Source organism: Rhodococcus sp. GQ147 (assembly GCF_059759155.1).
Genome location: NZ_JCAXDU010000030.1, coordinates 1 through 25,339, shown reverse-complemented (window position 1 = coordinate 25,339; position 25,339 = coordinate 1). Strand labels below are relative to the sequence as shown.

General features: G+C 66.9%; 21 protein-coding genes and 1 riboswitch. Of the genes, 12 read left to right on the top strand and 9 right to left on the bottom strand.

Annotation, left to right across the window (positions count from 1 at the left end; genetic code table 11):
- Positions 1 to 67: 67 nt before the first annotated feature.
- Together ctaD and AC6CID_RS23680 are read left to right on the top strand one after the other, a co-directional pair.
- Positions 68 to 1,816, top strand: a complete 1,749-nt coding sequence (gene ctaD / locus AC6CID_RS23685) for an aa3-type cytochrome oxidase subunit I (protein WP_065996090.1) — start codon at positions 68 to 70, stop codon at positions 1,814 to 1,816.
- Positions 1,817 to 1,875: 59 nt separating this feature from the next.
- Positions 1,876 to 3,447: a flavin-containing monooxygenase gene (locus AC6CID_RS23680; RefSeq protein ID WP_231780917.1), complete on the top strand. Its 1,572-nt coding sequence runs from the start codon at positions 1,876 to 1,878 to the stop codon at positions 3,445 to 3,447.
- On the opposite strand, the gene AC6CID_RS23675 is transcribed toward AC6CID_RS23680, so the two are convergent.
- On the bottom strand, positions 3,344 to 4,030 hold the full coding sequence (locus AC6CID_RS23675; protein ID WP_071934601.1) for a TetR/AcrR family transcriptional regulator: 687 nt from the start codon (positions 4,028 to 4,030) through the stop codon (positions 3,344 to 3,346). The genes AC6CID_RS23680 and AC6CID_RS23675 overlap by 104 nt on opposite strands.
- Before the next feature lie 174 nt (positions 4,031 to 4,204).
- On the opposite strand from AC6CID_RS23675, the gene AC6CID_RS23670 reads away from it, so the two are divergent.
- Genes AC6CID_RS23670 through AC6CID_RS23645 form a run of 6 tightly spaced genes read left to right on the top strand, consistent with a single transcriptional unit; the run spans position 4,205 to position 10,973 of the window.
- Positions 4,205 to 5,053, top strand: coding sequence for an urea amidolyase associated protein UAAP1 (locus AC6CID_RS23670; RefSeq protein ID WP_024103516.1), 849 nt, complete (start codon positions 4,205 to 4,207; stop codon positions 5,051 to 5,053).
- Positions 5,050 to 5,700: an urea amidolyase associated protein UAAP2 gene (locus AC6CID_RS23665; RefSeq protein ID WP_064060103.1), complete on the top strand. Its 651-nt coding sequence runs from the start codon at positions 5,050 to 5,052 to the stop codon at positions 5,698 to 5,700. The genes AC6CID_RS23670 and AC6CID_RS23665 overlap by 4 nt, the downstream gene beginning before the upstream one ends.
- 7 nt (positions 5,701 to 5,707) lie before the next feature.
- Positions 5,708 to 7,678 (top strand): 5-oxoprolinase/urea amidolyase family protein, encoded by a 1,971-nt coding sequence (locus AC6CID_RS23660; protein ID WP_006550406.1) that lies wholly within the window; start codon positions 5,708 to 5,710, stop codon positions 7,676 to 7,678.
- A complete protein-coding gene (locus tag AC6CID_RS23655; RefSeq protein WP_498354582.1) occupies positions 7,675 to 8,442 on the top strand; it encodes a hypothetical protein in 768 nt (255 codons plus the stop codon). The genes AC6CID_RS23660 and AC6CID_RS23655 overlap by 4 nt, the downstream gene beginning before the upstream one ends.
- The gene (locus AC6CID_RS23650; protein ID WP_094980754.1) at positions 8,439 to 9,470 is read left to right on the top strand and encodes an isopenicillin N synthase family dioxygenase; all 1,032 of its coding nucleotides are present in this window, start codon (positions 8,439 to 8,441) and stop codon (positions 9,468 to 9,470) included. The genes AC6CID_RS23655 and AC6CID_RS23650 overlap by 4 nt, the downstream gene beginning before the upstream one ends.
- Before the next feature lie 21 nt (positions 9,471 to 9,491).
- Positions 9,492 to 10,973, top strand: coding sequence for a high affinity choline transporter 1 (locus AC6CID_RS23645; RefSeq protein WP_498354581.1), 1,482 nt, complete (start codon positions 9,492 to 9,494; stop codon positions 10,971 to 10,973).
- Between the two features lie 52 nt (positions 10,974 to 11,025).
- On the opposite strand, the gene AC6CID_RS23640 is transcribed toward AC6CID_RS23645, so the two are convergent.
- Both AC6CID_RS23640 and AC6CID_RS23635 read right to left on the bottom strand, forming a co-directional pair.
- The gene (locus tag AC6CID_RS23640) at positions 11,026 to 11,922 is read right to left on the bottom strand and encodes a type IV toxin-antitoxin system AbiEi family antitoxin domain-containing protein (RefSeq protein ID WP_037215797.1); all 897 of its coding nucleotides are present in this window, start codon (positions 11,920 to 11,922) and stop codon (positions 11,026 to 11,028) included.
- 85 nt (positions 11,923 to 12,007) lie between these two features.
- Positions 12,008 to 12,130, bottom strand: a complete 123-nt coding sequence (locus tag AC6CID_RS23635; RefSeq protein ID WP_498354580.1) for a hypothetical protein — start codon at positions 12,128 to 12,130, stop codon at positions 12,008 to 12,010.
- Positions 12,131 to 12,410: 280 nt separating this feature from the next.
- Here AC6CID_RS23635 and AC6CID_RS23630 point away from each other — a divergent pair, with 280 nt between their 5' ends.
- Positions 12,411 to 13,331, top strand: coding sequence for a phosphodiesterase (locus AC6CID_RS23630; protein ID WP_064060100.1), 921 nt, complete (start codon positions 12,411 to 12,413; stop codon positions 13,329 to 13,331).
- On the opposite strand, the gene AC6CID_RS23625 is transcribed toward AC6CID_RS23630, so the two are convergent.
- Entirely contained in the window at positions 13,328 to 14,800 is a 1,473-nt protein-coding gene (locus tag AC6CID_RS23625; RefSeq protein WP_064060099.1) for a stealth family protein, read from the bottom strand. The two genes, AC6CID_RS23630 and AC6CID_RS23625, sit on opposite strands and share 4 nt — an antisense overlap.
- 286 nt (positions 14,801 to 15,086) lie before the next feature.
- A riboswitch (TPP riboswitch) is annotated at positions 15,087 to 15,178 on the top strand.
- A gap of 54 nt (positions 15,179 to 15,232) precedes the next feature.
- On the opposite strand from AC6CID_RS23625, the gene AC6CID_RS23620 reads away from it, so the two are divergent.
- Positions 15,233 to 15,997, top strand: coding sequence for a 3-oxoacyl-ACP reductase (locus AC6CID_RS23620; RefSeq protein ID WP_363888450.1), 765 nt, complete (start codon positions 15,233 to 15,235; stop codon positions 15,995 to 15,997).
- Positions 15,997 to 17,301: an LLM class flavin-dependent oxidoreductase gene (locus tag AC6CID_RS23615; RefSeq protein ID WP_498354579.1), complete on the top strand. Its 1,305-nt coding sequence runs from the start codon at positions 15,997 to 15,999 to the stop codon at positions 17,299 to 17,301. The genes AC6CID_RS23620 and AC6CID_RS23615 overlap by 1 nt, the downstream gene beginning before the upstream one ends.
- Before the next feature lie 15 nt (positions 17,302 to 17,316).
- On the opposite strand, the gene AC6CID_RS23610 is transcribed toward AC6CID_RS23615, so the two are convergent.
- Both AC6CID_RS23610 and AC6CID_RS23605 read right to left on the bottom strand, forming a co-directional pair.
- On the bottom strand, positions 17,317 to 18,261 hold the full coding sequence (locus AC6CID_RS23610; RefSeq protein WP_498354578.1) for a type IV toxin-antitoxin system AbiEi family antitoxin domain-containing protein: 945 nt from the start codon (positions 18,259 to 18,261) through the stop codon (positions 17,317 to 17,319).
- Positions 18,262 to 18,394: 133 nt separating this feature from the next.
- Entirely contained in the window at positions 18,395 to 19,675 is a 1,281-nt protein-coding gene (locus AC6CID_RS23605) for a serine hydrolase domain-containing protein (RefSeq protein WP_220665992.1), read from the bottom strand.
- Positions 19,676 to 19,855: 180 nt separating this feature from the next.
- Between AC6CID_RS23605 and AC6CID_RS23600 the strand changes: the two genes are divergently transcribed.
- Positions 19,856 to 20,902 (top strand): zinc-dependent alcohol dehydrogenase family protein, encoded by a 1,047-nt coding sequence (locus AC6CID_RS23600; RefSeq protein WP_498354577.1) that lies wholly within the window; start codon positions 19,856 to 19,858, stop codon positions 20,900 to 20,902.
- A gap of 12 nt (positions 20,903 to 20,914) precedes the next feature.
- Here AC6CID_RS23600 and AC6CID_RS23595 read toward each other — a convergent pair whose 3' ends face one another.
- The 3 genes from AC6CID_RS23595 to AC6CID_RS23585 all read right to left on the bottom strand — a co-directional run.
- Complete coding sequence (locus AC6CID_RS23595) at positions 20,915 to 23,152, bottom strand: glycoside hydrolase family 3 C-terminal domain-containing protein (protein WP_498354576.1); 2,238 nt, start codon at positions 23,150 to 23,152, stop codon at positions 20,915 to 20,917.
- Positions 23,149 to 24,342: a DUF3322 domain-containing protein gene (locus AC6CID_RS23590; RefSeq protein ID WP_231782095.1), complete on the bottom strand. Its 1,194-nt coding sequence runs from the start codon at positions 24,340 to 24,342 to the stop codon at positions 23,149 to 23,151. The genes AC6CID_RS23595 and AC6CID_RS23590 overlap by 4 nt, the downstream gene beginning before the upstream one ends.
- Before the next feature lie 11 nt (positions 24,343 to 24,353).
- Positions 24,354 to 25,339 (bottom strand): SbcC/MukB-like Walker B domain-containing protein (locus AC6CID_RS23585; RefSeq protein WP_498354575.1); only part of this gene is annotated, 986 nt, incomplete at its 5' end.

Below are 25,339 nucleotides of genomic sequence, written 5' to 3'. Positions count from 1 at the left end.
TCGCCGTGCGCCGTCGATCCCGTCCGCGCCGCACCGTTGCCGCCTCACGGCGGCTCGAGGAGGCCCGATGAACGCGGTTGTCGCTCCCGTCAAGCCCACGCGGCCCTATCCACCGCGAGCGAAGTCCAAGGGGGCGGTCCTCCATGACCTGATCACCACCACGGACCCGAAGACGCTCGGGCTGATGTACATCTTCACCTCGTTCGCGTTCTTCCTGTTCGGTGGTCTGCTCGCCCTGCTGATGCGCGCGGAGCTCGCGGTGCCCGGGCTGCAGTTCCTGTCGAACGAGCAGTACAACCAGCTGTTCACCAACCACGGCGGCATCATGCTGCTGATGTACGCCACGCCGGTCGTCTTCGGTTTCGCGAACTACATCCTGCCGCTGCAGATCGGTGCCCCCGACGTCGCCTTCCCGCGCCTGAACGCCTTCAGCTACTGGCTCTTCCTCTTCGGCGCACTCACGGTCGCCTTCGGATTCATCACGCCCGGCGGCGCTGCCGATTTCGGCTGGACGTCCTACATGCCGCTCGCCGACGAGATCCATTCGCCGGGGATCGGCGGCAATCTGTGGTTCCTCGGCCTGATCGTCATGGGTCTCGGTACCATCCTCGGCGGCGTCAACATGATCACCACCGTGGTGTGCATGCGCGCGCCCGGCATGACCATGTTCCGAATGCCGATCTTCACCTGGAACATCTTCATCACGATGATCCTCGTGCTCCTCGTCTTCCCGCTGCTCGCCGCGGCCTTCATGGGTGCCTTCGTCGATCGGGTGATCGGCGGCAACATCTACGACCCCGCGACCGGCGGTGTGCTGCTCTTCCAGCACCTGTTCTGGTTCTTCGGTCACCCCGAGGTGTACGTCATCGCGCTGCCGTTCTTCGGCATCGTCTCGGAGATCTTCCCGGTCTTCTCCCGCAAGCCGATCTTCGGATACAGCGGCCTCGTGTACGCGACCATTGCCATCGCCGCGCTCTCCATCGCGGTGTGGGCGCACCACATGTACGCCACCGGCGCCGTGCTGCTGCCGTACTTCTCGTTCATGACCTTCCTGATCGCCGTCCCGACGGGCGTGAAGTTCTTCAACTGGATCGGCACGATGTGGAAGGGCCAGATCACCTTCGAGACGCCGATGCTGTTCGCGGTCGGCTTCATCGTGACCTTCCTCTTCGGTGGCCTGACCGGTGTCATCCTCGCGAGCCCGCCGCTGGACTTCCACCTGCACGACTCGTACTTCGTGGTCGCGCACTTCCACTACGTGCTCTTCGGCACCATCGTGTTCGCGACCTACGCCGGCATCTACTTCTGGTTCCCGAAGATGACCGGCAGGATGATGGACGAGCAGCTCGGCCGCTGGCACTTCTGGCTGACCTTCATCGGTTTCCACACCACCTTCCTGGTGCAGCACTGGCTCGGTAACGAGGGCATGCCGCGTCGCTACGCCGACTACCTGCCCTCCGACGGGTTCACCACCTTGAACACCATCTCGACGATCGGGGCCTTCGTCGTGGGCGCGTCGACGCTGCCGTTCCTGTGGAACGTCTTCAAGAGCTACCGCTACGGCCAGGTCGTCACGGTCGACGACCCGTGGGGTTACGGCAACTCGCTCGAATGGGCGACGACCTGCCCGCCGCCGCGGCACAACTTCTACGAGCTGCCGCGGATCCGCTCGGAGCGTCCCGCCTTCGAGCTGCACTATCCCGACATGGTCGAGCGGATGCGTGCCGAGGCGCACGTGGGTCCGGGTAGCGACAAGCACGAGGTGAACGTGCTCGAAGGTGCCGACCGCACGCCGGGCGACATCCCCCGGGAGTGATCGACCGCGATAGCTCCGCGCATCGAACGAACCCCGCCGAAGGACGGAGTCGAGCGAACATGACCGCAGTCGAACCCGGCGGGAGCGTGCCCGCCGAGGTGGATGTCCTGATCGTCGGTGCCGGTATCTCCGGCATCGGCACGGCCTACCACCTGAAGACGAAGAGACCGGGGACGAGCTTCGCGATCGTCGAGGCGCGTGACGCGCTCGGTGGCACGTGGGACCTGTTCCGATATCCCGGCGTGCGCTCCGACTCCGACCTCCACACCCTCGGGTACGAGTTCAAGCCGTGGCGGAAGAAGCATGCGTACGCCGGAGGCGGCGAGATCCTCGGCTATCTCCACGAGACGGTGGACGAACACGGACTCCCTCCCTACCTGCACCTCGGGCACCGCGTCGTCGGCGCGTCCTTCTCGTCCGATACCGGCAGGTGGACGGTCACGCTCCTGCGCACGAGCGACGACACCATGCTTACGGTGACCTGCTCGTTCTTCTTCTCCGCGACCGGCTACTACGACTACGACGAGGGGTACAGCCCGGAGTTCGAGGGCAGCGACGACTTCCGCGGCACGATCGTCCATCCCCAGCACTGGCCCGAGGCTCTCGACTGTGCGGGCAAACGCGTCGTCGTCATCGGCAGTGGCGCCACCGCGGTGACGCTCATTCCCGCCCTGGCCGGCGTCGCCGAGCACGTGACGATGCTGCAGCGCTCTCCGTCCTACGTCCTGGGGTGGCCGAAGGAGAACAAGGTCGCCAACGCGCTGCGACGTGCACTCCCGACAGCGGCGGCCGACCGCGCCGTCCGTTCCCTGAGCATCCGGATGCTGCACGAGATGTACCGGACGAGTCGCCGGGCGCCGAACCTTTTCCGCCGTCTCCTGCGCCTTCGGATGACGAGCGTGCTGCCCGACGACTATCCCGTCGACGTGCACTTCAACCCGTCCTACGACCCGTGGGATCAGCGCCTGTGCGTCGCGACCGACGGTGACCTCTTCCACGCCATCGCCACCGGCGAGGCGTCGGTGGTCACCGATCGGATCGCCCGGTTCACGCCCACGGGGATCGCCCTCGAATCGGGGCGCGAGATCGAGGCCGACGTCATCGTCACCGCGACCGGCCTGAAACTGGTGCCGTTCGGGAGGATCGAAGTCGACGTCGACGGCGTCCCGGTCGACTGGCACGAATGCGTCACCTACAAGGCGACGATGCTCACCGGCGTGCCGAACTTCGCCTTCGCGTTCGGCTACACCAACTCGTCGTGGACCCTCAAGGTCGACCTCACCGGCCATCATCTGTGCCGGTTGCTCGACCACATGGACGACCAGGGCTACGACGTCGTCACCCCGATCTGCGACGATCCGGCCGTCGGCGGAGGGCCGTTCTGGGACCTCACGTCGAACTATCTCCGGCGCTCGGCCGACGTGTTCCCCACATCCGGGGAAGGCGGCCCGTGGTCGATGGAGCAGAACTACTATCTCGACCGCAGACGGCTGCGCCGCGAACCGGTCGACGATCCCGCCCTGCGTTTCACGCGGGTGGCCGAGCCGGCGGGTTCATCGAGCCCAGCAGGTAGCCGGGAACCCCCACCACGAGTGCCCGGGCCGCGCTCGTCACTGCCGCAAGGTCGCTGACACCGAGCACCGTCAGCGATGCCGTCGCCAGCGCTTCGGGGAGCCCGGCGTCGACGTCGCCGTCGTCGGCTCGCATGCCGATGACCGATTCGACGACCCGGAACGGCAGATGGGTGCGAGGATCGCCGTCGCCCACGATCTGCGCCGCCAGGGTCCGGTAGCGCTCCATCAGGTGCCGACGTTCCTCCCGGAACCGATCGAACGGTTCGGTGCGAACCTCCGGAAGGTGGTAGAGCGCACCGAGATTCCATCTGCCCGCGGACAACTGAGCCGTGTCGAACCAGGCGAGTGTGCACAGGCGCACCTCGGGCGGCAGCGCGGGGTCGAGATTGTCGTCGAAGTCGAGGGTCGGTTCGACGGTGTCCTCGAGCAACGCGACGAGGATGTCGTTCTTCGTCGCGAAGTGGTTGTACAGCGATGCCTGCCGGATCCCCACGGCCTCGGCGATCGTGCGTGTCGATGTGGGGGAGAACCCGCGGGTGGTGAACAGCTCCGCGGCGGCGTCGAGGATCTCGGCACGCGCGGTCGGCCCGGGCCGTCGCGGGGCGTGGAGGCGGGGGCGTCCTGGTCCTGCATGGGTCACGCCTCCACTGTGACACGACGAAAGGTGCTGCAGCGCCACTGTCTTCGTGCGTGAAGTTTTTGTCACACGTACGAAACACGCGTCACGGACTCGTTACGCCATGGACATTCCCCGAAGATGCGCGATGGGAAAACTGTCGATCGACAGTTTCCCCGGACCGCCGATCGGAGCACCATGACCGAGACCCTCGCGACCGCCACCACGCACGCTGCTCGTGCCCATGCCCGAGCGCAGGCAGGAACCGTCACCGACGCCATGCCGATCGTCCCGGCATCGTCGTGGCCGGCTCCGCCCAGCGGTCGCGCAGCGTCGATGACCTGGGCCGAGACCGTCCCCGGTGGCCGCTACACCAGCAAGGTCCTCGCCCGCGGCACCCGCCTGCGCCTGCGGGACGTCCACGGCACCGCCTGCGCCAACATCCTCCTGTTCCGCGCCGACGCCCCGCACGAACGGCTCAACGTCGCCGACACGGTGAAGGTGCCGTGGCAGGCCTATCTCGGTGTCGGGCACCCACTGCTCTCCGATCAGGGCCGCGTCCTCGCCACGATCGTCGCCGACACCTCCGGACGCCACGACGCGCTGTGCGGCACCACCCACGTCGCGGGGAACACTGCGAAATACGGTGAGGGATCGCTCCATTCGAGCTCTCCTGCGGGTCGCGAACTGTTCACCGTCGCCGCCGCCAAGCACGACCTGCAACCGCGCGACCTGCCGCCCTCACTGTCCTTCTTCCACGGTGTCCGCGTCGAGGAGGACGGCAGCCTCGTCAGCACCGGCAACGCCGGTCCCGGTGCCGCCGTCGACCTGCTGATCCACCTGCCGGTGATCGCCCTGATCGCCAACACCGCACACCCGCTCGATCCGAATCCCGAGTTCACCACCGGCAGCCTCGAAGTCCTCGCCTGGCGAGCACCCGGCGAACTGAACTCGCTGCCGAACACCGACCCCGAGTGCCAGCGCGCCGTGCTCAACACCGACGACGCCTGGGCCGCCGCCACGTCCGAAACGGAGATCCACCGATGACCATCACCGCCGACACCGCAGACCTCGCCCTCGTTCCCGGTCGCGTCGTCCTCGACGAGATCGTCGGACTCCGTGGCCCGTGGTCGGCCGTCGTCGCCGCCGGCGACGTACTCACCATCGTCGACCTGCACGGCAACCAGGCGGTCGACACCCTCGTCTACGACGCCGCCGACCACACCCGCCGCTACAGTGCCGCTGCCACCGTGGCCGCCCAGCGGAACCTCTTCCTGTCCACCGGTTCGGTGTTACGCGACGCCGACGGTGAGCCGCTGATGACGCTCGTCGCCGACGAGGTGGGCAACCACGACACCGTCGGCGGTGCCTGCTCGCAGGAGTCCAACACCCTCCGCTACGGGCACCACACCAAGCACCAGCACGCCTGCGTCGAGAACTTCCTCATCGAAGGCACCAAGTGGGGACTGGGCAAGCGCGACCTCGTCTCCAACATCAACTTCTTCATGAACGTGCCGGTCGAGGCCGACGGCACCCTCGGCATCGTCGACGGCCTGTCCGCACCCGGCAAGCGACTCGCAATCCGCGCCGAGCGCGACGTGCTCGTCCTCGTCTCCAACTGCCCTCAGATCAACAACCCGTGCAACGGCTTCGACCCCACGCCGGTCCGCATGATCGTCACCCGCGGGGAATGAGGTAGTCATGACCACGAAGATCACCGTCGAACGTCCCGGAATGCTCACGACCGTCCAGGACTATCCCGGACGCACCGGTTACTGGCAGATCGGTGTGCCACCCTCGGGCCCGATGGACGACCTGTCGTTCCGCCTCGGCAACGTCGCGCTCGGCAACGACGAGGGCACCCCCGGTCTCGAGACCGCCATGGCCGGCCCCGCCCTGCGGTTCACGGAGGAAACCGAGGTGTGCGTGACGGGTGCGCCCGTCACCGTGCGCGTCGACGGGGCCGCCGTCCCGCAGTGGCGCCCGGTCACCGTCCCGGCGGGCGGCCTGCTCGACGTCGGAGCTGTCTCCGGGCCGGGGTTGCGCGTCTACGTCCTCATTCGCGGTGGTCTCGACGTTCCCGAATTCCTGGGCAGCGCAGCGACCTTCACGCTCGGAACGTTCGGCGGTCACGAGGGGCGCACGCTGCGCGAGGGTGACGTCCTCGTCGTCGGGGAGAACGCTCCCGGCGCGAGCGCCCCGGTCCCGTCCGAGCACGTGCCCGCACTGAGCACGCGCTGGGAGATTGCGGTCACCGAAGGTCCGCACGGCGCACCGGAATTCTTCACCCGTGCCGACATCGATGCCCTCTACGCCACCGACTACGAGGTGCACTTCAACTCCGACCGCACCGGCGTGCGGCTCATCGGCCCCAAGCCCGAATGGGCGCGCACCGACGGTGGCGAGGCGGGCCTGCACCCGTCGAACATCCACGACAACGCCTACTCCGTCGGCGCACTCGACTTCACTGGCGACACCCCGATCCTGCTCGGCCCCGACGGTCCCAGCCTCGGCGGGTTCGTGTGCCCGGTGACCGTCGTGGCCGCCGACCGTTGGAAGCTCGGCCAACTCGCTCCCGGCAACACGGTCCGGTTCGTGCCCGTGAAGTCGCAGCACACCGCGTCCCGCCGCGAACTCGGCGTCGCGCGTCGCGCCGGACTGTCGCTGGTCACCTCGGCCGGTGGCGACGGTGACGACGGAGTGCTCACCCGCCGTGACGGCCACACCGCCGTCACCTACCGCCGTAGCGGCGACGACAACGTCCTCATCGAGTACGGCGACATGACCCTCGACCTGGCGCTGCGGGCCCGCGTGCACGCGCTGCACCAGCGCCTCGAGGCCGACCGTCCTGCGGGTCTGCTCGAACTCACCCCGGGAATCCGGTCGCTGCAGGTCAAGGTCGACCCCGACGTCCTGCCCGTGCCGACCCTGCTCGGCCTGCTCGGCGAGGTCGAGGACACCATCGGCGACAGCGACGAACTCGAAGTCCCCAGCCGGCAGGTACGACTCCCGCTGTCCTGGGACGACCCGGCGACCCGCGAGGCCATCCAGCGCTACATGCACGGCGTGCGCTCCGACGCCCCGTGGTGCCCGTGGAACATCGAGTTCATCCGCCGCATGAACGGCCTCGACACCGTCGCCGACGTCTTCGACACGGTCTTCGCCGCCGACTACATGGTCCTCGGCCTCGGCGACGTCTACCTCGGCGCCCCGGTCGCGACGCCGCTCGACCCGCGGCACCGTCTCGTCACCACCAAGTACAACCCCGCGCGCACCTGGACCCCCGAGAACGCCGTGGGCATCGGCGGCGCCTACCTGTGCATCTACGGCATGGAAGGCCCCGGCGGCTACCAGTTCGTCGGCCGCACCACCCAGGTGTGGAACCACCGGCACCCGCAGCCGGCCGGCCCATTCGAGGACGGCACCCCGTGGCTGCTGCGCTTCTTCGACCGCATCTCGTGGTACCCCGTCGACCCCGACGAACTGCTCGATCTGCGAGCGGATCTCGCTGCGGGTCGCGGTGGGGGAGTGGAGATCACCGACGGCACATTCTCCCTGACCGAGCACCGGAAGTTCCTCGCGGACAACGCTGCTTCGATCAGCGGGTTCCAGGCGACGCAGTCCGTCGCCTTCGGCCAGGAACGCGCGCGGTGGAAGGCGGACGGCGTATGACGGCCGCCGAACGGATCCGTCCGGTGGGAACCCGTTTCGAGCGAACACTGTTGGCTCGGCCGGGAGCAATCCCGGACACCACCACCCGCGTCACGTGGCTGCAGGGTGAGCGGTTGTACTGCGACCTGCGACGACCGGCGACACTGCCGACGGTGACGGCCTCTACTCTCGCCGAGATGGAGATCGACGACCTCGTCGCTCTCGCGAGCCAGGACGGATTCGCCGGCCGACTGCTCGACAGCAGCAACCATGTCGAATGGGAACGGGCCGTGTCGTTCCATCCGCTCGGACCGACACCCGACGCCGGCACCCTGGAGGCCCTCGACACCGACACCCTCGTCGAACACGGTGTGTTCGAGGAGTACACCGAGCACTGGCGCATCATGGATGTCTCGCCCGACATCGAGGAGTACCTACTCGAGGACGTCGAGACCGGAGCGACCGCAGTGCTCGTGCGGGTCGGAGAGTGCTTCGCATTCGGGCGGAGTCGCGATCACGCGCTCGGATCCGAACCCCTCGTCGAACAGATCCTCGGCGCAGCGACGGTGTCGGATGCCCGAGCGTTGCTGGACTGCGAGATCGCGGTGGGTCGCATCGAAGACAGCCGGTGGGCCATCTCCGCATCGACCCTCCCGTACCGAAGCGGGCGCAATCTCCACCCCGTCTTCGGTCACGAGATCCGCACCCGAGACACAACATTCGACGGAACGTCCATCACCCGTCGGTGGCGTTCCGTCCACCCGACCCCGAGGGGTGACACATGACGTTCACGAGTATTCCCATCGTCGATGTGCATGCGCTGGTGTCCGGCGACGAAACCGGACGCGACGCCGTCGTCGCCGAACTCGGGCGCGCCGCGCGAGAAGTCGGCTTCGCGCAGATCGTCGGACACGGAGTCGACCCCATCCTCGTCGACGGATTGAAGGACGCGGCCGAACGCTTCTTCGCTCTTCCCGACGACGCGAAAATGGATGTGTACATTGGTAATTCCACCAACCACCGCGGCTACGTGCCGCCCGGTGAGGAAGTGTTCGCCGGAGCCACACCGGACCACAAGGAAGCATTCGACCTGTCGATCGACCTTCCGTCCGATCATCCCGAGTATCTCGCCGGCAACCCGCTGCTCGGCCCGAACCAGTGGCCCGACCTGACGGACTTCGACGAGCCTGTGAATGCGTACTACGAATCCGTCTTCGCTCTGGGACGTGTGTTGTTGCGTGCCTTTGCCGAAGCACTCGGCGAGGCGGCGGATCGGTTCGACCGCTATGTGACCACGCCGCCTGCTCAGCTTCGAATGATCCACTATCCCTACGATCCCGACGCCTCGGACCGTCCCGGCATCGGTGCCCACACCGACTACGAGGTGTTCACTCTTCTGCTCCCCACGGCACCGGGACTCGAGGTCCTCAACGCCGACGGCGACTGGATCGACGTGCCCTACCGCGAGGATGCCTTCGTCCTGAATATCGGTGACCTGCTGGAGATCTGGACCAACGGAGTATTTACAGCGACGTCACATCGGGTGCGTAAGGTTGCCGAGGAACGTTACTCGTTCCCCTTGTTCTTCAACGTCGATCACGACACCCGGGTCGACCCGCTGGAGAGGTTCGTCGACGCCGACGGACCGCGCTACGGCGGAGTCACTGCCGGCGAGCACCTGTTCGCCCAGACGGCCCAGAGCTTCACCTATCTCCGCAAGCGGCTCGCCGCGGGCGAGATCACCCTTCCCGACAATGCACGCCCCCTCTACTCGCTCGGACGCGAAGCCCAACGCAGCGCTCCTGCCGTCTGACCCTCTCCATACGGAGCAGCCATGATCATCATCGGTGTCGCCGTGTGCCTCGTCGTTCTCCTCGGGGCCGGCTTCTACTCCACCCGCAAGGTCCGCGGACAGGCCGGGAACTTTCTTCTCGCAGGTCGCTCGCTCGGTGCCCCTGTCCTTGCCGTCCTGCTCATGTCGCAGGTCATCGATTCCAACGCGACCCTCGGTTCCGCCGACCTCGCGGCCGGATTCGGATTCTGGGCGGGTGCGGCGATGCCGCTGGGTGTCGCATCGAGCGTGCTGCTCGTCGGACTGTTCTTCGCGAAGCGCCTACGCGCGACGGGCGTCGTGACCCTGCCCGAGTTCTTCGCCCGCCGCTTCGGCCGCGGCACCGAGATCACCGCGTCCGTGCTCACGGTCGGCAGCTTCGGCATCCTCCTCGCCGGCAACCTCGTCGCCCTGGGCTACCTGCTCCAGTACTTCCTCGGCCTGAACTACACGGCGGCGGTGCTGGTGATCATCCCGTTCGTGCTCGCCTACACGGTGGCCGGCGGCATGTTCGCCAGCGTCTACACCGGCATGGTCCAGTTCGCGATCATGGCCGTCGGTATCGTCTCGCTCCTCGTGTGGACGGCCTTCGGACCCGGCTTCACCCACGGGGACGGCCTCGGCATCGGCGATCTCGGACAGCTCACCGATCCGGCGCAGGGGGCCGCGGTCAACTGGGCCACCATCGTCGCTCTCGGTCTCGGCAACCTCGTCGCGATCGACCTGATGCAGCGCGTGTTCTCCGCCAAGTCCCCGATCGCTGCGCAGCGCGCCTGCTTCTCTGCGGCGACCGGCATTCTCGTCCTGTGTGTGCCGCTGTCCTTCGTGGCCCTTGCTGCCGTGTCGATCGTCGGTGACAGCGCAGCCGACGCCCCGATCCTCTACGTTCTGCTGGGCGAGTACACGCCGCAGTGGTTGTCGATCCTTGTGCTCTCCGGTCTGGTGACGGCTTCGCTGACCACGATCAGTGGTGTGCTGCTGTCCACCGCGACGGTTCTGGTGCGCAACGTCTTCCGCGTAGGCGGCGAGAACGCCGCGATGTCGTCGGACGTCATGAAGGCCACTCGCCTGCTCATGCTGCCGATGGCTGCCTTCGGTGCCCTCGTCGCGCTGCGGGTCCCGCAGACCGGCATCCTGCTCACCCTCACCTTCGACCTGCTGCTCGCCTCGCTGGTAGTGCCGTTCATCCTCGGACTGTTCTGGTCGCGCGGTGACGGTCGCGCTGTGGCTGCCGCAGCGATCGCCGGTATCACGGTGCGCGCCGGCTTCTTCGTCCTCACCCCGACGATCTACGGCGTCGACAACACCCTGCTGTACATCCCGAACTCTCTGGTCACCTCGAGCGTCGACGGCTGGACGACCTTCATCGGCTTCCTCGTCTCGCTGGTCGCGTACGTGACCGTGGCGCTGGTGCGCAGCCCGGTCCCCGCGATCACGGCGCCGGAGCCCGTCGTCGTCCCCGTGAAGCAGCCGGCTGCGGTGTAGTTCGCGCGCCGAACCGGGGTTCGCTACCGCAACACGCGGGGCGAGCCCCGGTTCACCGCGTCAGCTTCGCAGCACGACGCGCAGCTTGCCGCAGTCTCTCCGCCACGACGTCGAACCGCTCGAGTTCCGCCCAGGTCCAGCGCACCACCTCGTAGCCCGCGTCGCGGATCGCGTCCTGCCGGAGCTTCTCGTCGAACACGTCGCGCGGAGCGGAATACTTGATCCGTCCGTCGAACTCTCCGACGATGCCGTTCTCCCAGAAGAAGTCGACGCGATAGCGTCGACCGTTTCCACCCACGATCTCGTACTGGAGGATCGGCCGCGGGAGGCCCGCCTCCGCAATACGTAGACGCGACAGCGACTCTCCTGCACTCTCGCTCCGACCGTCCAGGAACGGAACGACGGCGCGGGCCTTCGCGAGACCGTGCCTGTGTCCGGATCCGGCGAGCACCCGGAGCAAGTCCGCCGCGGCGTCCGGATACAGTCGCAGAGCCGAGTCACCCACGACGACGGCCTGATCTCTCGGCAACGTCCGGGCGAGGTCGACGACCGTCCGGGCGACCGATGTCACCGGCAGGCCGTCGAGGAGAACGACGTCGTCACCGACTTCGGTCGGGTGCACGTGGATCTGCGACGTCATCCGCCCGTGCCGGTGCGGTGGCCTGGAGACGTGTACGTGTTCGAGCGAGGCCTTCCACAGATCCAGCCCATGAAGGGACGCCGCAGAGACGTGGCTCAGGACCGATCCTGCGGAGAGTTGCCGACCGAGATGCCGTGCCCGGACCCGGTGCACCCCGACCTCGCCGAGCGCCTCGACGTCCGATCGGTGCAAGAACATACCGCGTCCGAGGCGGACGAGGTCTCCGGCCCTGGTTGCTCTGCGGATGTCGTTGTCGGACATGCCGGATTCCGTCAGTGTCGCGGTCGTGAGTATAGGTGGATCGCCCATGAGTCGATCGTCGCAGCCCGTGCGGGTGCCGAAACGCCGCAGAAAGGCCACAGGCGAGGTTCTGCCGAGTATCCGTGTTCGCTCACTATGCGCGGATCGATGAAGCCACCCCGACCGACGTCTCCCAGAACCGCCCATAGCGGCCGCTGCGACGCACCAGCTCTTCGTGGATTCCCTGCTCGACGATCTGCTCGGATGGCACCCTCACCGCCGGTACCCATCACACCCTCCCGATGTACCCGAGCGACGAGATCGACACCGTGCTGCGGGATGCGCTGGGTACCGGTGCTCCTGTCGATCAGAATTATGATCCAGATCACCGATGAAGGTCGGATTGTTCGTTTCCGCAGGTCACCACGTAGTAACGGACTGTTCTCCGCAGGTTCGGGGTCTCTATGTGCGCCGGAAGTCGTGGAGCCGTAGAAATACACTCGCTACCGTTGAAAGCGACGAAGTGCCCCGAAACGGGCGAATGGAAGTGAGAAATCATGGGCAGTTCTCCGGCCCCTGAACGAATTGCCGAATACCCCAGACCTTCGCACACGCTGCTCCACCTCACCGACACCCACCTCGTCGGTGGAGACGAACTCCTCTACGGCACCGTCGACGCCGACACCCGCCTCGGCCTGATCCTCGACGACATCCGTGCCTCCCGGGTCCGACCCGACGCCCTGGTGTTCACCGGCGACCTCGCCGATCGCGGCCAGCCCGACGCCTACCGCAAGCTCCGCGGACTCGTCGAACCACTGGCCGCAGCGCTCGACGCCGAGATCGTGTGGGCGATGGGCAACCACGACGACCGCGCGACCTTCCGTGAAGAGCTGCTCGACGAAGCGCCTCTCGGCGCACCGATCGACGCCGTCCACACCGTGGGCGGACTTCGGATCGTCAGCCTCGACACCTCGGTCCCGGGCCATCACCACGGTGAGGTGACCGACGACCAGCTCGCCTGGCTCGCCGACGAACTCTCGACACCCGTCCCGTTCGGTACCGTTCTCGCACTGCATCATCCGCCCGTGCCGAGCGTGTTCGACATGGCTGTCCTCGTCGAACTGCGCGACCAGGCCGGTCTCGCCGAAGTGCTGCGCGGCACCGATGTCCGCGCCATCCTCGGCGGTCACCTGCACTACTCGACCTCGGCCACGTTCGCGGGCATCCCGGTGTCCGTCGCCTCGTCGACCTGCTACACGCAGGACCTGAACGTCCCGGTCGGTTCGCAGCGCGGGCACGACGGCGCGCAGGGTTTCAACCTCGTGCACGTCTATCCCGACACGATCGTGCACTCCGTGGTGCCCAGCGGAAGTTACGCCACCGCCGGGCAGCCCCACACGGCCGAGGACGCGGCGCGGCGTCTGGCCGAAGCCGGCATCCGCATCCCCGAGAACCCCGACCTCACCGTTCGGATCTAACCGACGTCCGGTCGGCCCGGGTGGCCGGTCTCCCAGGGTGCCGGGATCGGGTAGTACCGCTCCAGGAACTGCGTGACCTTCGCGGTGCGCAGCTCCAGGTCGACCTCGGGCGTGCTGCCGTCGTTGAGGCAGAACAGGTCGAGATTGCGGCGCGCCAGGATCGTGTCCAGATGTCGCAGACCGGACTTCACAGTGGTGTCGACGTACTCCACCTTCGCCGTGGTCTGCTGCACCGCGCGGCCGGTCAGCAGCGTGTAGTAGTGGTAGAAGGAGTTCGTCACCGAGATGTTGTCGGCCGCCCGGAACGGGCTCGCCGCCGTCGCAGCGAACTCGTCCCCGAACTCGCGTTCCATCTCCGCCATGATCGACCTGCGCAACGGGACCGGGGTGTGTTCGAGGTGCCGAGTGATGGTGACCCCGAAGCGATCCTGCAGGAGCTTGCGGTTCATGCGGGCGGAGTTCTCGAATCCGCTGCGCGACGGGTCGTTCCGACCCAGCCCGATCCGCACGTCGCACTCGATGAACTTGCTGACACCCCCGCCGGAGAAGAACAGGCTCGGGCTCACCCGGCGACCGAAGAACATGTCGTCGTTCGAGTACAGGAAGTGCTCGGACAGCCCCGGGATGTGGTGCAGTTGCGACTCGACCGCCATCGAGTTGTAGGTGGGCAGCGCTGACGGGTCGGCGAAGAACTCCTCGCTCCGCACGAACGTCACACGCGGGTCGTCGGCGAGCCACGCCGGTCGCGGCGAGTCGGTGGCGACGAAGATCCGCCGCACCCACGGCGCGTACATGTGGACCGAACGCAGGGCGTACTTGAGTTCGTTGATCTGCCGGTAGCGCGCCGGCGTGTCGTCACCTTCGCCGACGACGTAGTTCTGCATCAGCTTTGCGCGCTTGGCCTGGAACGACTTCGACGACCCGTCCACCCACGAGAACACGAGGTCGATCTCGAACGGGATGTCGCCGGGGTGGCGGTCGAACATGCCCTCGATCGTGGGCCACAGCTGTCCGTACCGCTCGACCGTCGTCCGGCGCATCTCGTCGCGCAGGGCGACCGTGCGGGTGAGGGCGTTCGGACGAGGCATGATCACCTCGTCGTCGGTGTAGGTCCACAGCTCGATGTCCACACCGTTCGACGCGCCGTACCGCAACCCGCTGGTCAGCTCGACGCGCGGGCGGAACAGCCGGAACACCCGGTCCTTCCTGTCGCGCGAGAGCCGACCGTCCGCCACCGGAACCGGGCGTCGCTTGGAGCCGACAGCCTTCGAGTAGAACGGCTCGTCGGCGCATCCCTCGGCGAGCGCGGCACGCAATCTCTTCCGATCGGCACGGTCGATCGCCAGGATCGGGCGGTCGCTGTCGTCGCGGACGAGCAGGTAGTCGATGTGCGCCCGGTCGAGGGCGCGGCGCAGGAGCAGTACGTCCTCGATCTGCGCTTCGTCGGGCGTCGTGGTGGTGATGGGGATCGCGTAGCGATCCTCGAACCATACGACGTCCTCGTGGCGCGCGGGTCCGCGGACCGGGGCACGGTCGAACGGCGGGGCGTCTCCGACCTGCTGGGAAAGGGAGACGTAGGGAGCGTTGTAGGGGGCCGGCGTGTGCGTCGGAATCTCCTTTCACGGGTCGGGGCAGGAAAGGCTCATTTTAACGCCGATCTGAGCTAAGTTCCCGGGTCGGTGATGTGACGATCCGATGAATGCCGACGCCGACAGTCTCGACGGGGTCGAGATCCCGAGGTGTAACCTGTGCGCAGGACTCGACACGGGGTGCCGGACACGGCTGAGAGAACACCCGTCGAACCTGATCTCGATTATGCGAGCGAAGGGATGCCGAGCCGGCGCCGGGCCACAGGTCTGTCGCCCTCACGCACCCTTCCCGACACAGGGAAGGCACAGAAGATGTCATTGCAGAACCAGGTCGTCCTCGTCACCGGTGCCGGGCGCGGCCTCGGCCACAGCATCGCGCAGGCGTTCGCCGACGAAGGAGCCGCCGTCGTTCTCGATTACCGGCGCAGCGGCGAGGGCGCTCACGAACTGGCCGACAAGATCGGACCCGAGCGGGCCGTCGCGCTGAAGGCCGATGTCACCGACCGCGCCGAGGTCGAGTCGCTGTTCGCGCGGGCCCGCGAGCACTTCGGGCGACCCGTCACCACGGTCGTCAACAACGCCCTGCCCGACTTCTCGTTCAACGGCGACGCCCGCGTCAAGGCGGACGAGATCGGATACGCCGAATTCGGTGCCCAGTTCGACGGGGTCGTCGGTGGTGCCGTCAACGTCATCCAGGCCGCGCTGCCGGGCATGCGGGAAGCCGGCGGCGGCAGCGTCGTCAACATCGGCACCAACCTGTTCCAGCACCCCGTCGTCCCGTACCACGACTACACCGCCGCCAAGGCCGCGCTGCTGTCGCTGACCCGCACCTTCGCCGCCGACCTCGGCCCCGACGGGATCCGCGTCAACATGGTCTCCGGTGGTCTGCTGCGCACGACCGACGCATCGTCGGCGACCCCCGAAGCGGTGTTCGACCTCATCGCGTCGTCGACGCCGCTGCGGAAGGTCACCACCCCCGAGGATTTCGCGGCCGCGGTGCTGTTCTTCGCCTCCGACTGGTCGCGGGCCGTCACCGGGCAGAACCTGGTGGTCGACGGGGGACTGGTGATGAACTGATGACCGGACCACGCACCCTCCACCTCAACGCCTTCCTCTACGGCGTCGGGCACCACTCGTCGGCATGGCGGCATCCCGACTCCGCGGCCGAACGCATCGGCGACATCACGTATTTCGAGGAACTCGCACGCACCGCCGAACGCGGATGTCTCGACGCGGTGTTCTTCGCCGACGGTCACAGCGTCAACCCGAAGTACACAGCGGGCACCACCTGGTTCCTCGAACCGCTCACCGCACTGTCGGCGATGGCCCGCGCGACCGAGCGCATCGGTCTGGTCACCACCGTTTCTGCAAGCTTCTTCACGCCGTTCCACGCGGCACGGATGCTGGCCTCACTCGACCACATCAGTGGTGGCCGCGTAGGAGCCAACATCGTCACCTCGATGTTCGACGAGGAAGCGCGCAACCACGGATTCGACGCGCTCCCGCCGCACACGGAGCGATATGCCCGGGCGGAAGAGTTCATCGAAGTGCTCTGCGCACTGTGGGATTCGTGGGACGACGGCGGTGTCCTCGTCGACCGGGCCGGCGGCAGGTTCCTGGACTCCTCCGCGATCCGTCCGATCCATCACCGGGGCAAGCACTTCCGCGTCGACGGTCCCCTGACCGTGCCGCGGTGCCCGCAAGGCCGACCCGTGCTGTTCCAGGCGGGGGCGTCGGAGACCGGGCGCAACCTGGCGGCCCGCCACGCCGAGGCCGTCTACTCCGTCGCGTGGGACATCACTGCGGCGCTCGAGTACGCCACCGACCTGCGCGCGCGGATCGCCGCGGCCGGCAGGGATCCCGGTACGGTCGCCATCCTGCCCGGGCTCGTCACCTACGTCGGTCGCAGCGAGGAGGAGGCGTGGGCGAAGAAGACGGAACTCGATGCGCTCCTCGACGTAGATGCTGCCATCACCCAGCTCGGCGTGTTCACGGGTCAGGACTACACCGGCCACGACCTCGACGCTCCCGTCGACGACCTGCCACCCATTGAGGAGTTCACCGGGCCGCAGGGGCGCTACGCGACGGTGCAGCGCATCATCGAGACCCGCCGTCCCACCCTGCGCGAACTGCTCGGCTACCTCGCCGCGGGTGGTGGTCACGCGACGATGATCGGTACTCCCGAGACCGTCGCCGACAGCATCGAGGAATGGTTCGCCGCGGGTGCCTGCGACGGCTTCAACCTCATGTGCCCCGCCTATCCGGATTCCCTCGACGACTTCGTCGACCTCGTCGTCCCGGAACTGCAGCGTCGCGGCCTGTTCCGGACCGAGTATCCCGGCTCGACCCTGCGCGACTCTCTCGGTCTGAAGACGGTATAGCGGAGCGCGAAGCGGTCATCGGAGCGGGTTGTAGCGCGCGCCGATGACCGTTTCGCGCTCCAGAGCAGCCCGACGTGCCTGCTGCCGACGACGTGCGCGCTCGAACCGATCGACGACGACGTGGAATCGCGACAGCTCCGCCCAGTTCCAGCGGATCACCTCCAGCCCGAGATCCCGTAGCGCATCCTCACGCTCCTTCTCAGCGAGCAGATCGTGGCGCTCGGTGTACTTTCCGGCACCGTCGAACTCGCCGACGATGCCGAGTTCGCGCCACAAGAAGTCCACGCGGTACCGGCGTCCGTCACGAACGACGATCTCGTGCTGCAGGTCGGGCATCGGTAGACCCGCCTCGATCATGTGCAGCCGCGACAGCGACTCCCCGACACTCTCGCTCCGGCCGTCGATGAAGCGCGCCACCGACTCCGCCGCGACGATCCCGGTCCTACCTCGACATGCAGCAAGGATCCGGGGCAGGTCGAGATGCGCCGTCGGATCCGCACGCAACGCCGAATCGCCGATGACGAGAGCACGCGGACGCGACAGCGTGCGTGCGACGTCGACGACGGTACGAGCGAGCGACGTGACGCGCAGACCGTCCACGTCGACGACGTCGCCGTCCAGGTCGGAGGTGTGGATGTGCAGGTCGTCGCTCACCCGGCAGCTGCGCGTCGGTGGGCGCGTGACGTGGATCCGTCTCAGCGGCGCGTCCCACACGTCGAGGCCGTGGACGACCGCGGCCGTCACATGACTGAGCGCCTCGTCGGCGTCGAAGCGGGAGCCGACGAGGCGTGCCCGGGCGAGATGAACTCCCACGGGGCCGAGGGCGTCGACGTCCTCTCGTGTCATGTACGTGCCGCGAGCGATCCTGACGAGCCCGCCGTGCCGGAGCCGTGTGCGCACCGCACGATCCGATATGCCGGCCTCGGCGAGCATCGCCCTCGTCCACACCTGTCGGGTCATGGACCCGATCTTCGGGCACGGCCGGACCCGATCCGGGGCCGTCGCACCCCGATCGCCTCGGTCTGTGGAGAACACGAATGCCTGTGGACAACCACGTGACGCGGCCGTGCTCGCCCACCGGACGCCGGTACGATCAGCCTCCCGGCGTCGGCACGGGAGTGCTTTCCTCCGCTCCGGGAGCGCGTGCCGGATCGCTCGGCGCCTGATAATCGGAGCCGTAGAAGATCGGCAGGATGCCCTTGACGAGGGTCAGCGCCGAACCTTCACCCGACGGCACCGTCGACAGATTCGTGGCGATGACGATCGTCAGGTCGGTGTCGGGGTCGTGTCCCATGAAGGTCATGAAGCCGGGAAGCTGACCGTCGTGCCCGAGCAGGGGACCGAACTGCGCCATGCCGAGTCCGTATCCGGCGGTTCCCCCGCCCACCGACTGCACGCTGTCGAGCCGGGTATTCTGCATCTGCTCATCGAGCAGACCGCCGCCGACCAGTGCCTTCACATAAGTGGTCATGTCGTCGACGGTGGAGATTGCGGCGCCCGCGGTCCACGCCCAGGAGGGATTGTCGTCGGTCACGTCATTCGGCTTCAGTGTTCCGGCGACCGCTGCGGCCTGCTGGTCGTCCGGCAATTCGAAGGTATCGATGGTGGAGACGTTGGTGCCGAACATGTAGCCCCGCGGATGCGGATCCGGGATCGAGGCGTCCTCGATCGCCGGGAACGAGGTGTTCGCCAATCCGAGCGGAGCGAAGATCCGCTCGTCGAACGCCTCAGCGACCGGCATGCCGGTCAGTTCCTCCACGACGAGTCCGAGGAGCACCGTGTTGGTGTTGCTGTATTCGAACTGTTCGCCGGGCGAGAAGTTCACCGGCTGGGCGAACGCGATCTGCAGCAGTTCCTCCTGCGTCCACACCTTCTCGGGTTCGCGGTCCAGTGTCGCGTTGAAATCCGGATCGAAGGTGTAGCTGTACAGGCCGCTCCGCATCTCGGCGAGCTGCGCGAGGGTGATGGTGTCGCCGTTCGGGACACCGTCGATGTACTTAGATATCGGGTCGTCGAGCGACAGGCGACCTTCCTGCACCAGCTGCAGGATGGCGGTGACCGTCATCGTCTTCGTGTTGCTCCCGATCCGGAAATGATCGTCGGCGGAGATCGGATCGTCGGTGTCGAGGGCGGACGTGCCGAACGTGCCGGTCCAGTCGCCGCGGTCGGGGGAGCTGATCTGGACCACCGCGCCGGGAATGGCGTTGTCGCGCATCAACTGCTCGACGGTCGATTCCAGCTCGGCCACGTACTCGGGCTGAGCTTGATCGGAGGAGGTCGGCGACGGTGTGGATTCGGGCTCGGTGGTATCGGAACTGCACGCCGAAGCGGCCAGTACGACCACAGCCACGAGTGAGGTTGCGAGTGTCTTCATCGATCGTCTGCTTTCGGGATCGGTGGTCCCCCAAAGAGCAGGGGACTCTGTGGTGGTGTCACGAATCCGGACATGTCCCACTGTCGAGGTGAATTTTTCACCCCCTCCGAACGATTCCGATCGCAGTGTCCCTCATGTCATCCTTGGAACAGGGCCGAATCCGTGTACGGAGGTCAGATCATGAAGGCACTGGTGTTCCACGGGCCGGGGAAGCGATCCTGGGAGGACGTTCCCGACGCAACCATCCAGGACAGTACGGACGCGATAGTGCGGGTCGACGCGGTCACCATCTGCGGCACCGACCTGCACATCCTCGGAGGGGATGTGCCCGAGGTGACCGACGGCCGGATCCTCGGCCACGAGGCCGTCGGCACCGTGGTCGAGGTGGGGGACGGAGTGCAGACACTCGCTCCCGGCGACCGAGTGCTCGTCTCGTGTATCACCGCGTGCGGTACGTGCCGCTTCTGTCGCGAGAGCCGGTACGGGCAGTGCCTCGGAGGCGGCGGCTGGATCCTCGGGCACCTGATCGACGGCACCCAGGCCGAACTGGTCCGAGTTCCGTACGCCGACAATTCGACCCACCGCATTCCCGACGGCGTGAGCGACGAACAGATGCTCATGCTCGCCGACATCCTGCCCACCTCCTACGAGGTCGGCGTACTCAACGGCCGTCTCCGGCCGGCGGACGTCGTCGTCATCATCGGAGCCGGACCCATCGGACTCGCCGCGATCCTCGCCGCACGACTGTTCAGTCCGAGCCGCATCGTCGCCGTCGACCTCGCCGACAGCCGGCTCGACGCGGCGAAGGCATTCGGGGCGAACATCGTGGTCAACAGCGGTCGCGACGACGTCGCGACGGTCGTTCGCGATCTCACTGGAGGTCTCGGCGCAGACGTCACGATGGAGGCCGTCGGCTATCCGGAGACGTTCGAACAGGCGGTCGCGCTCGCTCGGCCGTGCGGACACGTCGCGAACATCGGCGTGCACGGCAAACCTGCGACCCTGCACCTCGAGGACATCTGGATCAAGAACCTGACGATCACCACCGGCCTGGTCGACACCTACTCGACGCCCACACTGATCGGTCTCGTGAGCAGTGGTCAGCTCGACACGTCGCCGATGATCACGCACCGGTTCGCGCTCGACGAGTTCGAACAGGCCTACGACGTGTTCTCTCGCGCCGGCGAAACCGGTGCGTTGAAGGTGCTCCTCACCGCCGGTTCGTGACCGGCTCTGCCTTCACTCCTGCTGGTTGACCACATCGAGAAGCTGCTGGATCTGCTCCGGCTCGACCCCTGGAGCGAATCCGGCGAGGCGACCGAGCGGCATCGACGCTGCCATCTTCAGAACACTCTCGTCGACCCCGACCTCGCCGCCGAGCGAACCGAACGTCTGCAGGACGATCTCGGCGGCCGCGGGGTTCTGGAACAGTTCTCCGAGAGAGGATTCCATCGTCAGCGGAATTCGCACCGCGTCGCCCGTCATGTCGACGGTGAGCGTCTGCCGGATGTCGCGGCTCGACGCACCGATGTCGATGCTGTACGTGCCACCTTCGACCACCCAGGAATCGACGCGGGTGTCCCAGTAGGCGAGGTCGTCGCGTCGGATACTCACGGCCACACGTTGCGATTCGCCGGAATCCAGACGGACCTTGGTGAAGCCCTTCAACTCTCGCGGCGCCCGAGCAACGGACGAACCGGGTGCACCGGCGTACACCTGCACGACCTCGGCGCCCGCACGCCCACCCGTGTTGGTGACGGTGACGTGCACCGTGAGATCGCCGTCGGATTCCACAGCGGCATCGGAGTATTCGAACGTCGTGTACGACAAGCCGTGACCGAAGGGGAAGGACACGTCGAGGCGACGCGCGTCGTACGAGCGGTATCCGACGAACAATCCTTCTCCGTACCGCACGTGGCCGTGTTCGCCCGGGAAGTTCGTGTGCGCCGGGGTGTCCTCGAGCCGGATCGGGACGGTCTCCGCGAGGCGTCCGCTCGGATTCACGTGCCCGTAGAGCACGTCGGCGACGGCGCCCCCACCGGCCTGCCCGAGCAGCCACCCTTCCACGATCGCAGGAACACGGTCGGCGAAACCACTGAGCCGCACGACACCGCCGTTCGACAACACGACGACGACGTTCGGGTTCGCCGTCAGCACAGCATCGAGCAGCGCGGTTTGACGCTGCGGGAGTTCAAGGTCGTCGCGGTCGAAACCTTCGGATTCGAGTTCGGCGGGTACACCGAGGAACACGACCGCGATATCGGCGTCTGCGGCACGCTTCACTGCCTCATCGACGAGTTCGGCCGAGTCCGATCCGTCGAGCGCGTAACCGGCGGCGAAGGGAACGTCCCGGCCGGACAGCGACCGGATCTCGTCGAGCGCGTTGTCGAGGCGCGTCGGTTCGATCCGGGACGATCCAGCGCCCTGGTAGCGCGGCGTGCGGGCCAGTTCGCCGATCACCGCAATGTTCGCGTCGCTGGCGAGGGGGAGCAGGTCGTTCTCGTTGCGGAGCAGCACGATGCTCTGCGCGGCCACCTCGCGTGCGAGGGCGTGATGGGCATCGGCGTCGAAGGTCGCGCCGGGATCGGACGCAGCGACGGCCTTCTGCACCAGTTCGATCACCCGCGCGGCTGCCGTGTCGAGGACCGATTCGTCGACCGTGCCCGCCCGTACCGCCGCGACGATCTCGGCGTCCGTTCGACCTCCTGTGGACGGCATCTCGAGATCCAGACCTGCCGCGAGGGACGCGACGCGGTCGTCGACAGCACCCCAGTCGCTCACCACCAGACCCTCGAAACCCCACTCGCCGCGCAGGACGTCGGTGAGCAGCCACGGGTTACGGGACGAGTACACCCCGTTGATCCGGTTGTACGAGCACATCACCGTCCACGGCTGCGCGTCGCGCACGACCCGCTCGAAAGCACGCAGATAGATCTCCCGCAGTGGCCGCGGGTCGACGTCGGCGGAGACCCGCATCCGGTCGGTCTCCTGATTGTTCGCCGCGAAGTGCTTGAGTGACGCACCGACACCCTGCGACTGCATGCCGTGCACGAGCGCAGCGCCCAGAACACCCGAGAGCAGCGGATCTTCCGACAGGTACTCGAAGTTCCGGCCGCACAATGGGGAGCGCTTGATGTTGATACCGGGCCCGAGCAGGACACCGACCTGCAGTGCGCGGGCCTCCGCGCCCAACGCCGCGCCGACGCGCTCGAGCAACTCCGGGTCGAAGGAACACCCCAGCGCGACGGCAGGCGGGAAGCAGGTCGCGGGCACGGACGAGTGCAGACCGAGATGGTCGCCCTCGGCGGTCTGCTTCCGCACACCGTGCGGCCCGTCGGTGAGCATGATCGAGGGGATGTTCTCGCGCGCAACCGGTTCGGTGTGCCAGAAGTCGAGGCCGCTGGTGAGCGACGCCCTCTCCTCGACGGTCAGTCGCGCCACGATCTCGAGAGGTGAGCGGAGGGCCGGTTCGGTCATGAGACTCCTTCTCCAAGCGCGGTCGGATCCATCCTGGTCGAGTCTCGATCATGTCCGATCGCGCCGGTGAAGGCGCGGGCAAGTTCCTCCATCACGTGCGGCCACGGAATCCGCTCCTGCTCGAGGCGGAGTCGTTCCACGCGCAACCGCGTGAAGACCTCATTTTCCGCGGGCGTCAGTCGCATCGGCACGTGCGAGCTGGGGGACGGTTCCTCTACCGCGAGAGCACTCCACGCTTCCAGGGTGTGGAGGTCCATGAGGAAACTGCGCACGTCAGGCAGGTAAGCGCGGAAACGGTCGAGAATCACGAAGCCGTGCGTGTCGAGATCACCCCAGTAAACGACATCCGAGTCGGCGAGCCAGGATAGTGCGGCCAGTTCGTGCACTGCGTAACCACTGCCGTGTACGGCCACGGTGCCCGGCAGATCAGGCAGCGCATGGAGGCCCTCTTTGTTCTCGAGGACCAGTATGCGCTCCGGGTGGAGCGGCAACTCGGCGAGCTCGTCCAGCGGCGCTGCACAATGTCGCGGTGCCGTGGGTAGCAAGGTGCGGTCACAAACCGCAATTTCGCACAATCGAGGCACCGAACGCACACCGAGGTCACGATTCCCCACAGCGCCTTCGAGAAGTACCTCGACCAGTCCGCGATGCCGCGAAATCCACTTGGTATCCACACCGGGCACCGGAAGCTGCCGAATGAAAACGTCCGAAGCCGGATGGTCGGCCAGCCACCGGACCACGCCGACAAGGCGCACGAAGTCGGCTTCGCCGAGTTCGAGCCACCGTGAAAGCGTCGAGCCGATCGCGTCGGCAAGCGCGGGGGTACCGGGTGCCAGAATCTCCACCAACTGCACCCGCCGGGCGGTGAGCCTGTGCCATTCGGACATCCGGCCTGCCGCGGCGGCAATCTCACCGGGACCTGCAAACACGACCCGCACCGGCACATCCTGCGTGCCGAAGCTCGGCCAGCGCCGCGTCTCCCAGTGCACGCGACCGATTCCGCGGTGCATCTGCCAGGCGCGCACCCATGCGACCACGGCGTCGGGATCCTCCGCGACCTGCCGTTCCGAGGGTGGGTGCAACGCAATCGACAGTGAATCGGATTCGGCTGCAATTGGATCGGCCACCCACTTGCTGCGACGATTCCGGTAGGCCGTCTCTGCCCTGGTACTTACGGCTGACGGCGGCACGCACACTGTACTCACTCGCGGGGCTCCTCCGCGCTGCGGATCGGCAACAAGGCCAGCTGCGAGTACTTCTTGTCCCTGATGCTCACCGCGGCCACCCCATCAATGTAATCGTCGAGGGTTTGCAGCAACTTCAGCGGCGTCGCGAGCACCATATGGAAACCGAATCGGGTGAACACGTCGAGTGCTCGCCGCGTGTACGCAGGATCTGCACGGTCGAATGCCTCGTCGAGGATCACCGTGCCGTAGCGCGGCAACTCTTCCCCCGATGCCGCCAGCTGATAGCGCAGGGCGGCGGCGAGACAGAAGAACACCAGTTTCTGGGCCTGCCCACCCGACAGGCCGGAGCTGGAGTCGTGGAAATTGACGTCCACGCCCTCCCCGTCGACCTCGACTCCGATGAAGCCGACGTGCAGGCGGGTGTCCAGTACCAACTGCCGCCAGCGCCGGTCGGCGGGTTCGCCCGAGTCGAGGCGTTCGAGGATCCGCTCCATCTGTTCGAACCGTTGCTCGGCGGCGACCCGGTCCTCTTCCTTGAACGAGCCGCTGACAATGCGCTGCAGTTCCGCGAGGAAATCGGCCGCGGCAGGCGAACGCCGATCCTTCACATCGATCCGCAGAGTCCGGTCGGTGTCGAACGGAGAACGCCGGAGCGATTCGTTCACCGGCTCGATACGGGAACGGATCTCGCCCGGTGCCCTGCGGATCGCGCGGGCCAGCTCTCCGATGTTGCGGCTCGATTGGTCGTTGAGTAGCCGGAAGAACTCGTCCTCGTATGCGGGTAATCCGTCGTTGCGCAGTCGAGTGAGCACCGCGAGAGCATCGTCTACGTACTCTGCGTCGGAGCGCATCTCGGCGCGTCGTGACTCCCATTCGGCGAGATAGGCGGTGAGGATCGCGGTGATGCGCCGCTCGGCGTCCGTGGTTCTCGTGAGCGCCGCACGGTGCTCGTCCGTGATGGTTCGTCCGACGGTATGCAGTAACCGGTCGATGTTCTCGC

Coding starts and splice junctions, on each gene's coding strand:
- AC6CID_RS23655 (WP_498354582.1), top strand. CDS start 7,675: ATGACGGCCGCCGAACGGATCCGTCCGGTGGGAACCCGTTTCGAGCGA.
- AC6CID_RS23680 (WP_231780917.1), top strand. CDS start 1,876: ATGACCGCAGTCGAACCCGGCGGGAGCGTGCCCGCCGAGGTGGATGTC.
- AC6CID_RS23670 (WP_024103516.1), top strand. CDS start 4,205: ATGACCGAGACCCTCGCGACCGCCACCACGCACGCTGCTCGTGCCCAT.
- ctaD (WP_065996090.1), top strand. CDS start 68: ATGAACGCGGTTGTCGCTCCCGTCAAGCCCACGCGGCCCTATCCACCG.
- AC6CID_RS23645 (WP_498354581.1), top strand. CDS start 9,492: ATGATCATCATCGGTGTCGCCGTGTGCCTCGTCGTTCTCCTCGGGGCC.
- AC6CID_RS23650 (WP_094980754.1), top strand. CDS start 8,439: ATGACGTTCACGAGTATTCCCATCGTCGATGTGCATGCGCTGGTGTCC.
- AC6CID_RS23595 (WP_498354576.1), bottom strand. CDS start 23,152: ATGACCGAACCGGCCCTCCGCTCACCTCTCGAGATCGTGGCGCGACTG.
- AC6CID_RS23620 (WP_363888450.1), top strand. CDS start 15,233: ATGTCATTGCAGAACCAGGTCGTCCTCGTCACCGGTGCCGGGCGCGGC.
- AC6CID_RS23600 (WP_498354577.1), top strand. CDS start 19,856: ATGAAGGCACTGGTGTTCCACGGGCCGGGGAAGCGATCCTGGGAGGAC.
- AC6CID_RS23640 (WP_037215797.1), bottom strand. CDS start 11,922: ATGGGCGATCCACCTATACTCACGACCGCGACACTGACGGAATCCGGC.
- AC6CID_RS23605 (WP_220665992.1), bottom strand. CDS start 19,675: ATGAAGACACTCGCAACCTCACTCGTGGCTGTGGTCGTACTGGCCGCT.
- AC6CID_RS23630 (WP_064060100.1), top strand. CDS start 12,411: ATGGGCAGTTCTCCGGCCCCTGAACGAATTGCCGAATACCCCAGACCT.
- AC6CID_RS23660 (WP_006550406.1), top strand. CDS start 5,708: ATGACCACGAAGATCACCGTCGAACGTCCCGGAATGCTCACGACCGTC.
- AC6CID_RS23615 (WP_498354579.1), top strand. CDS start 15,997: ATGACCGGACCACGCACCCTCCACCTCAACGCCTTCCTCTACGGCGTC.
- AC6CID_RS23610 (WP_498354578.1), bottom strand. CDS start 18,261: ATGACCCGACAGGTGTGGACGAGGGCGATGCTCGCCGAGGCCGGCATA.
- AC6CID_RS23665 (WP_064060103.1), top strand. CDS start 5,050: ATGACCATCACCGCCGACACCGCAGACCTCGCCCTCGTTCCCGGTCGC.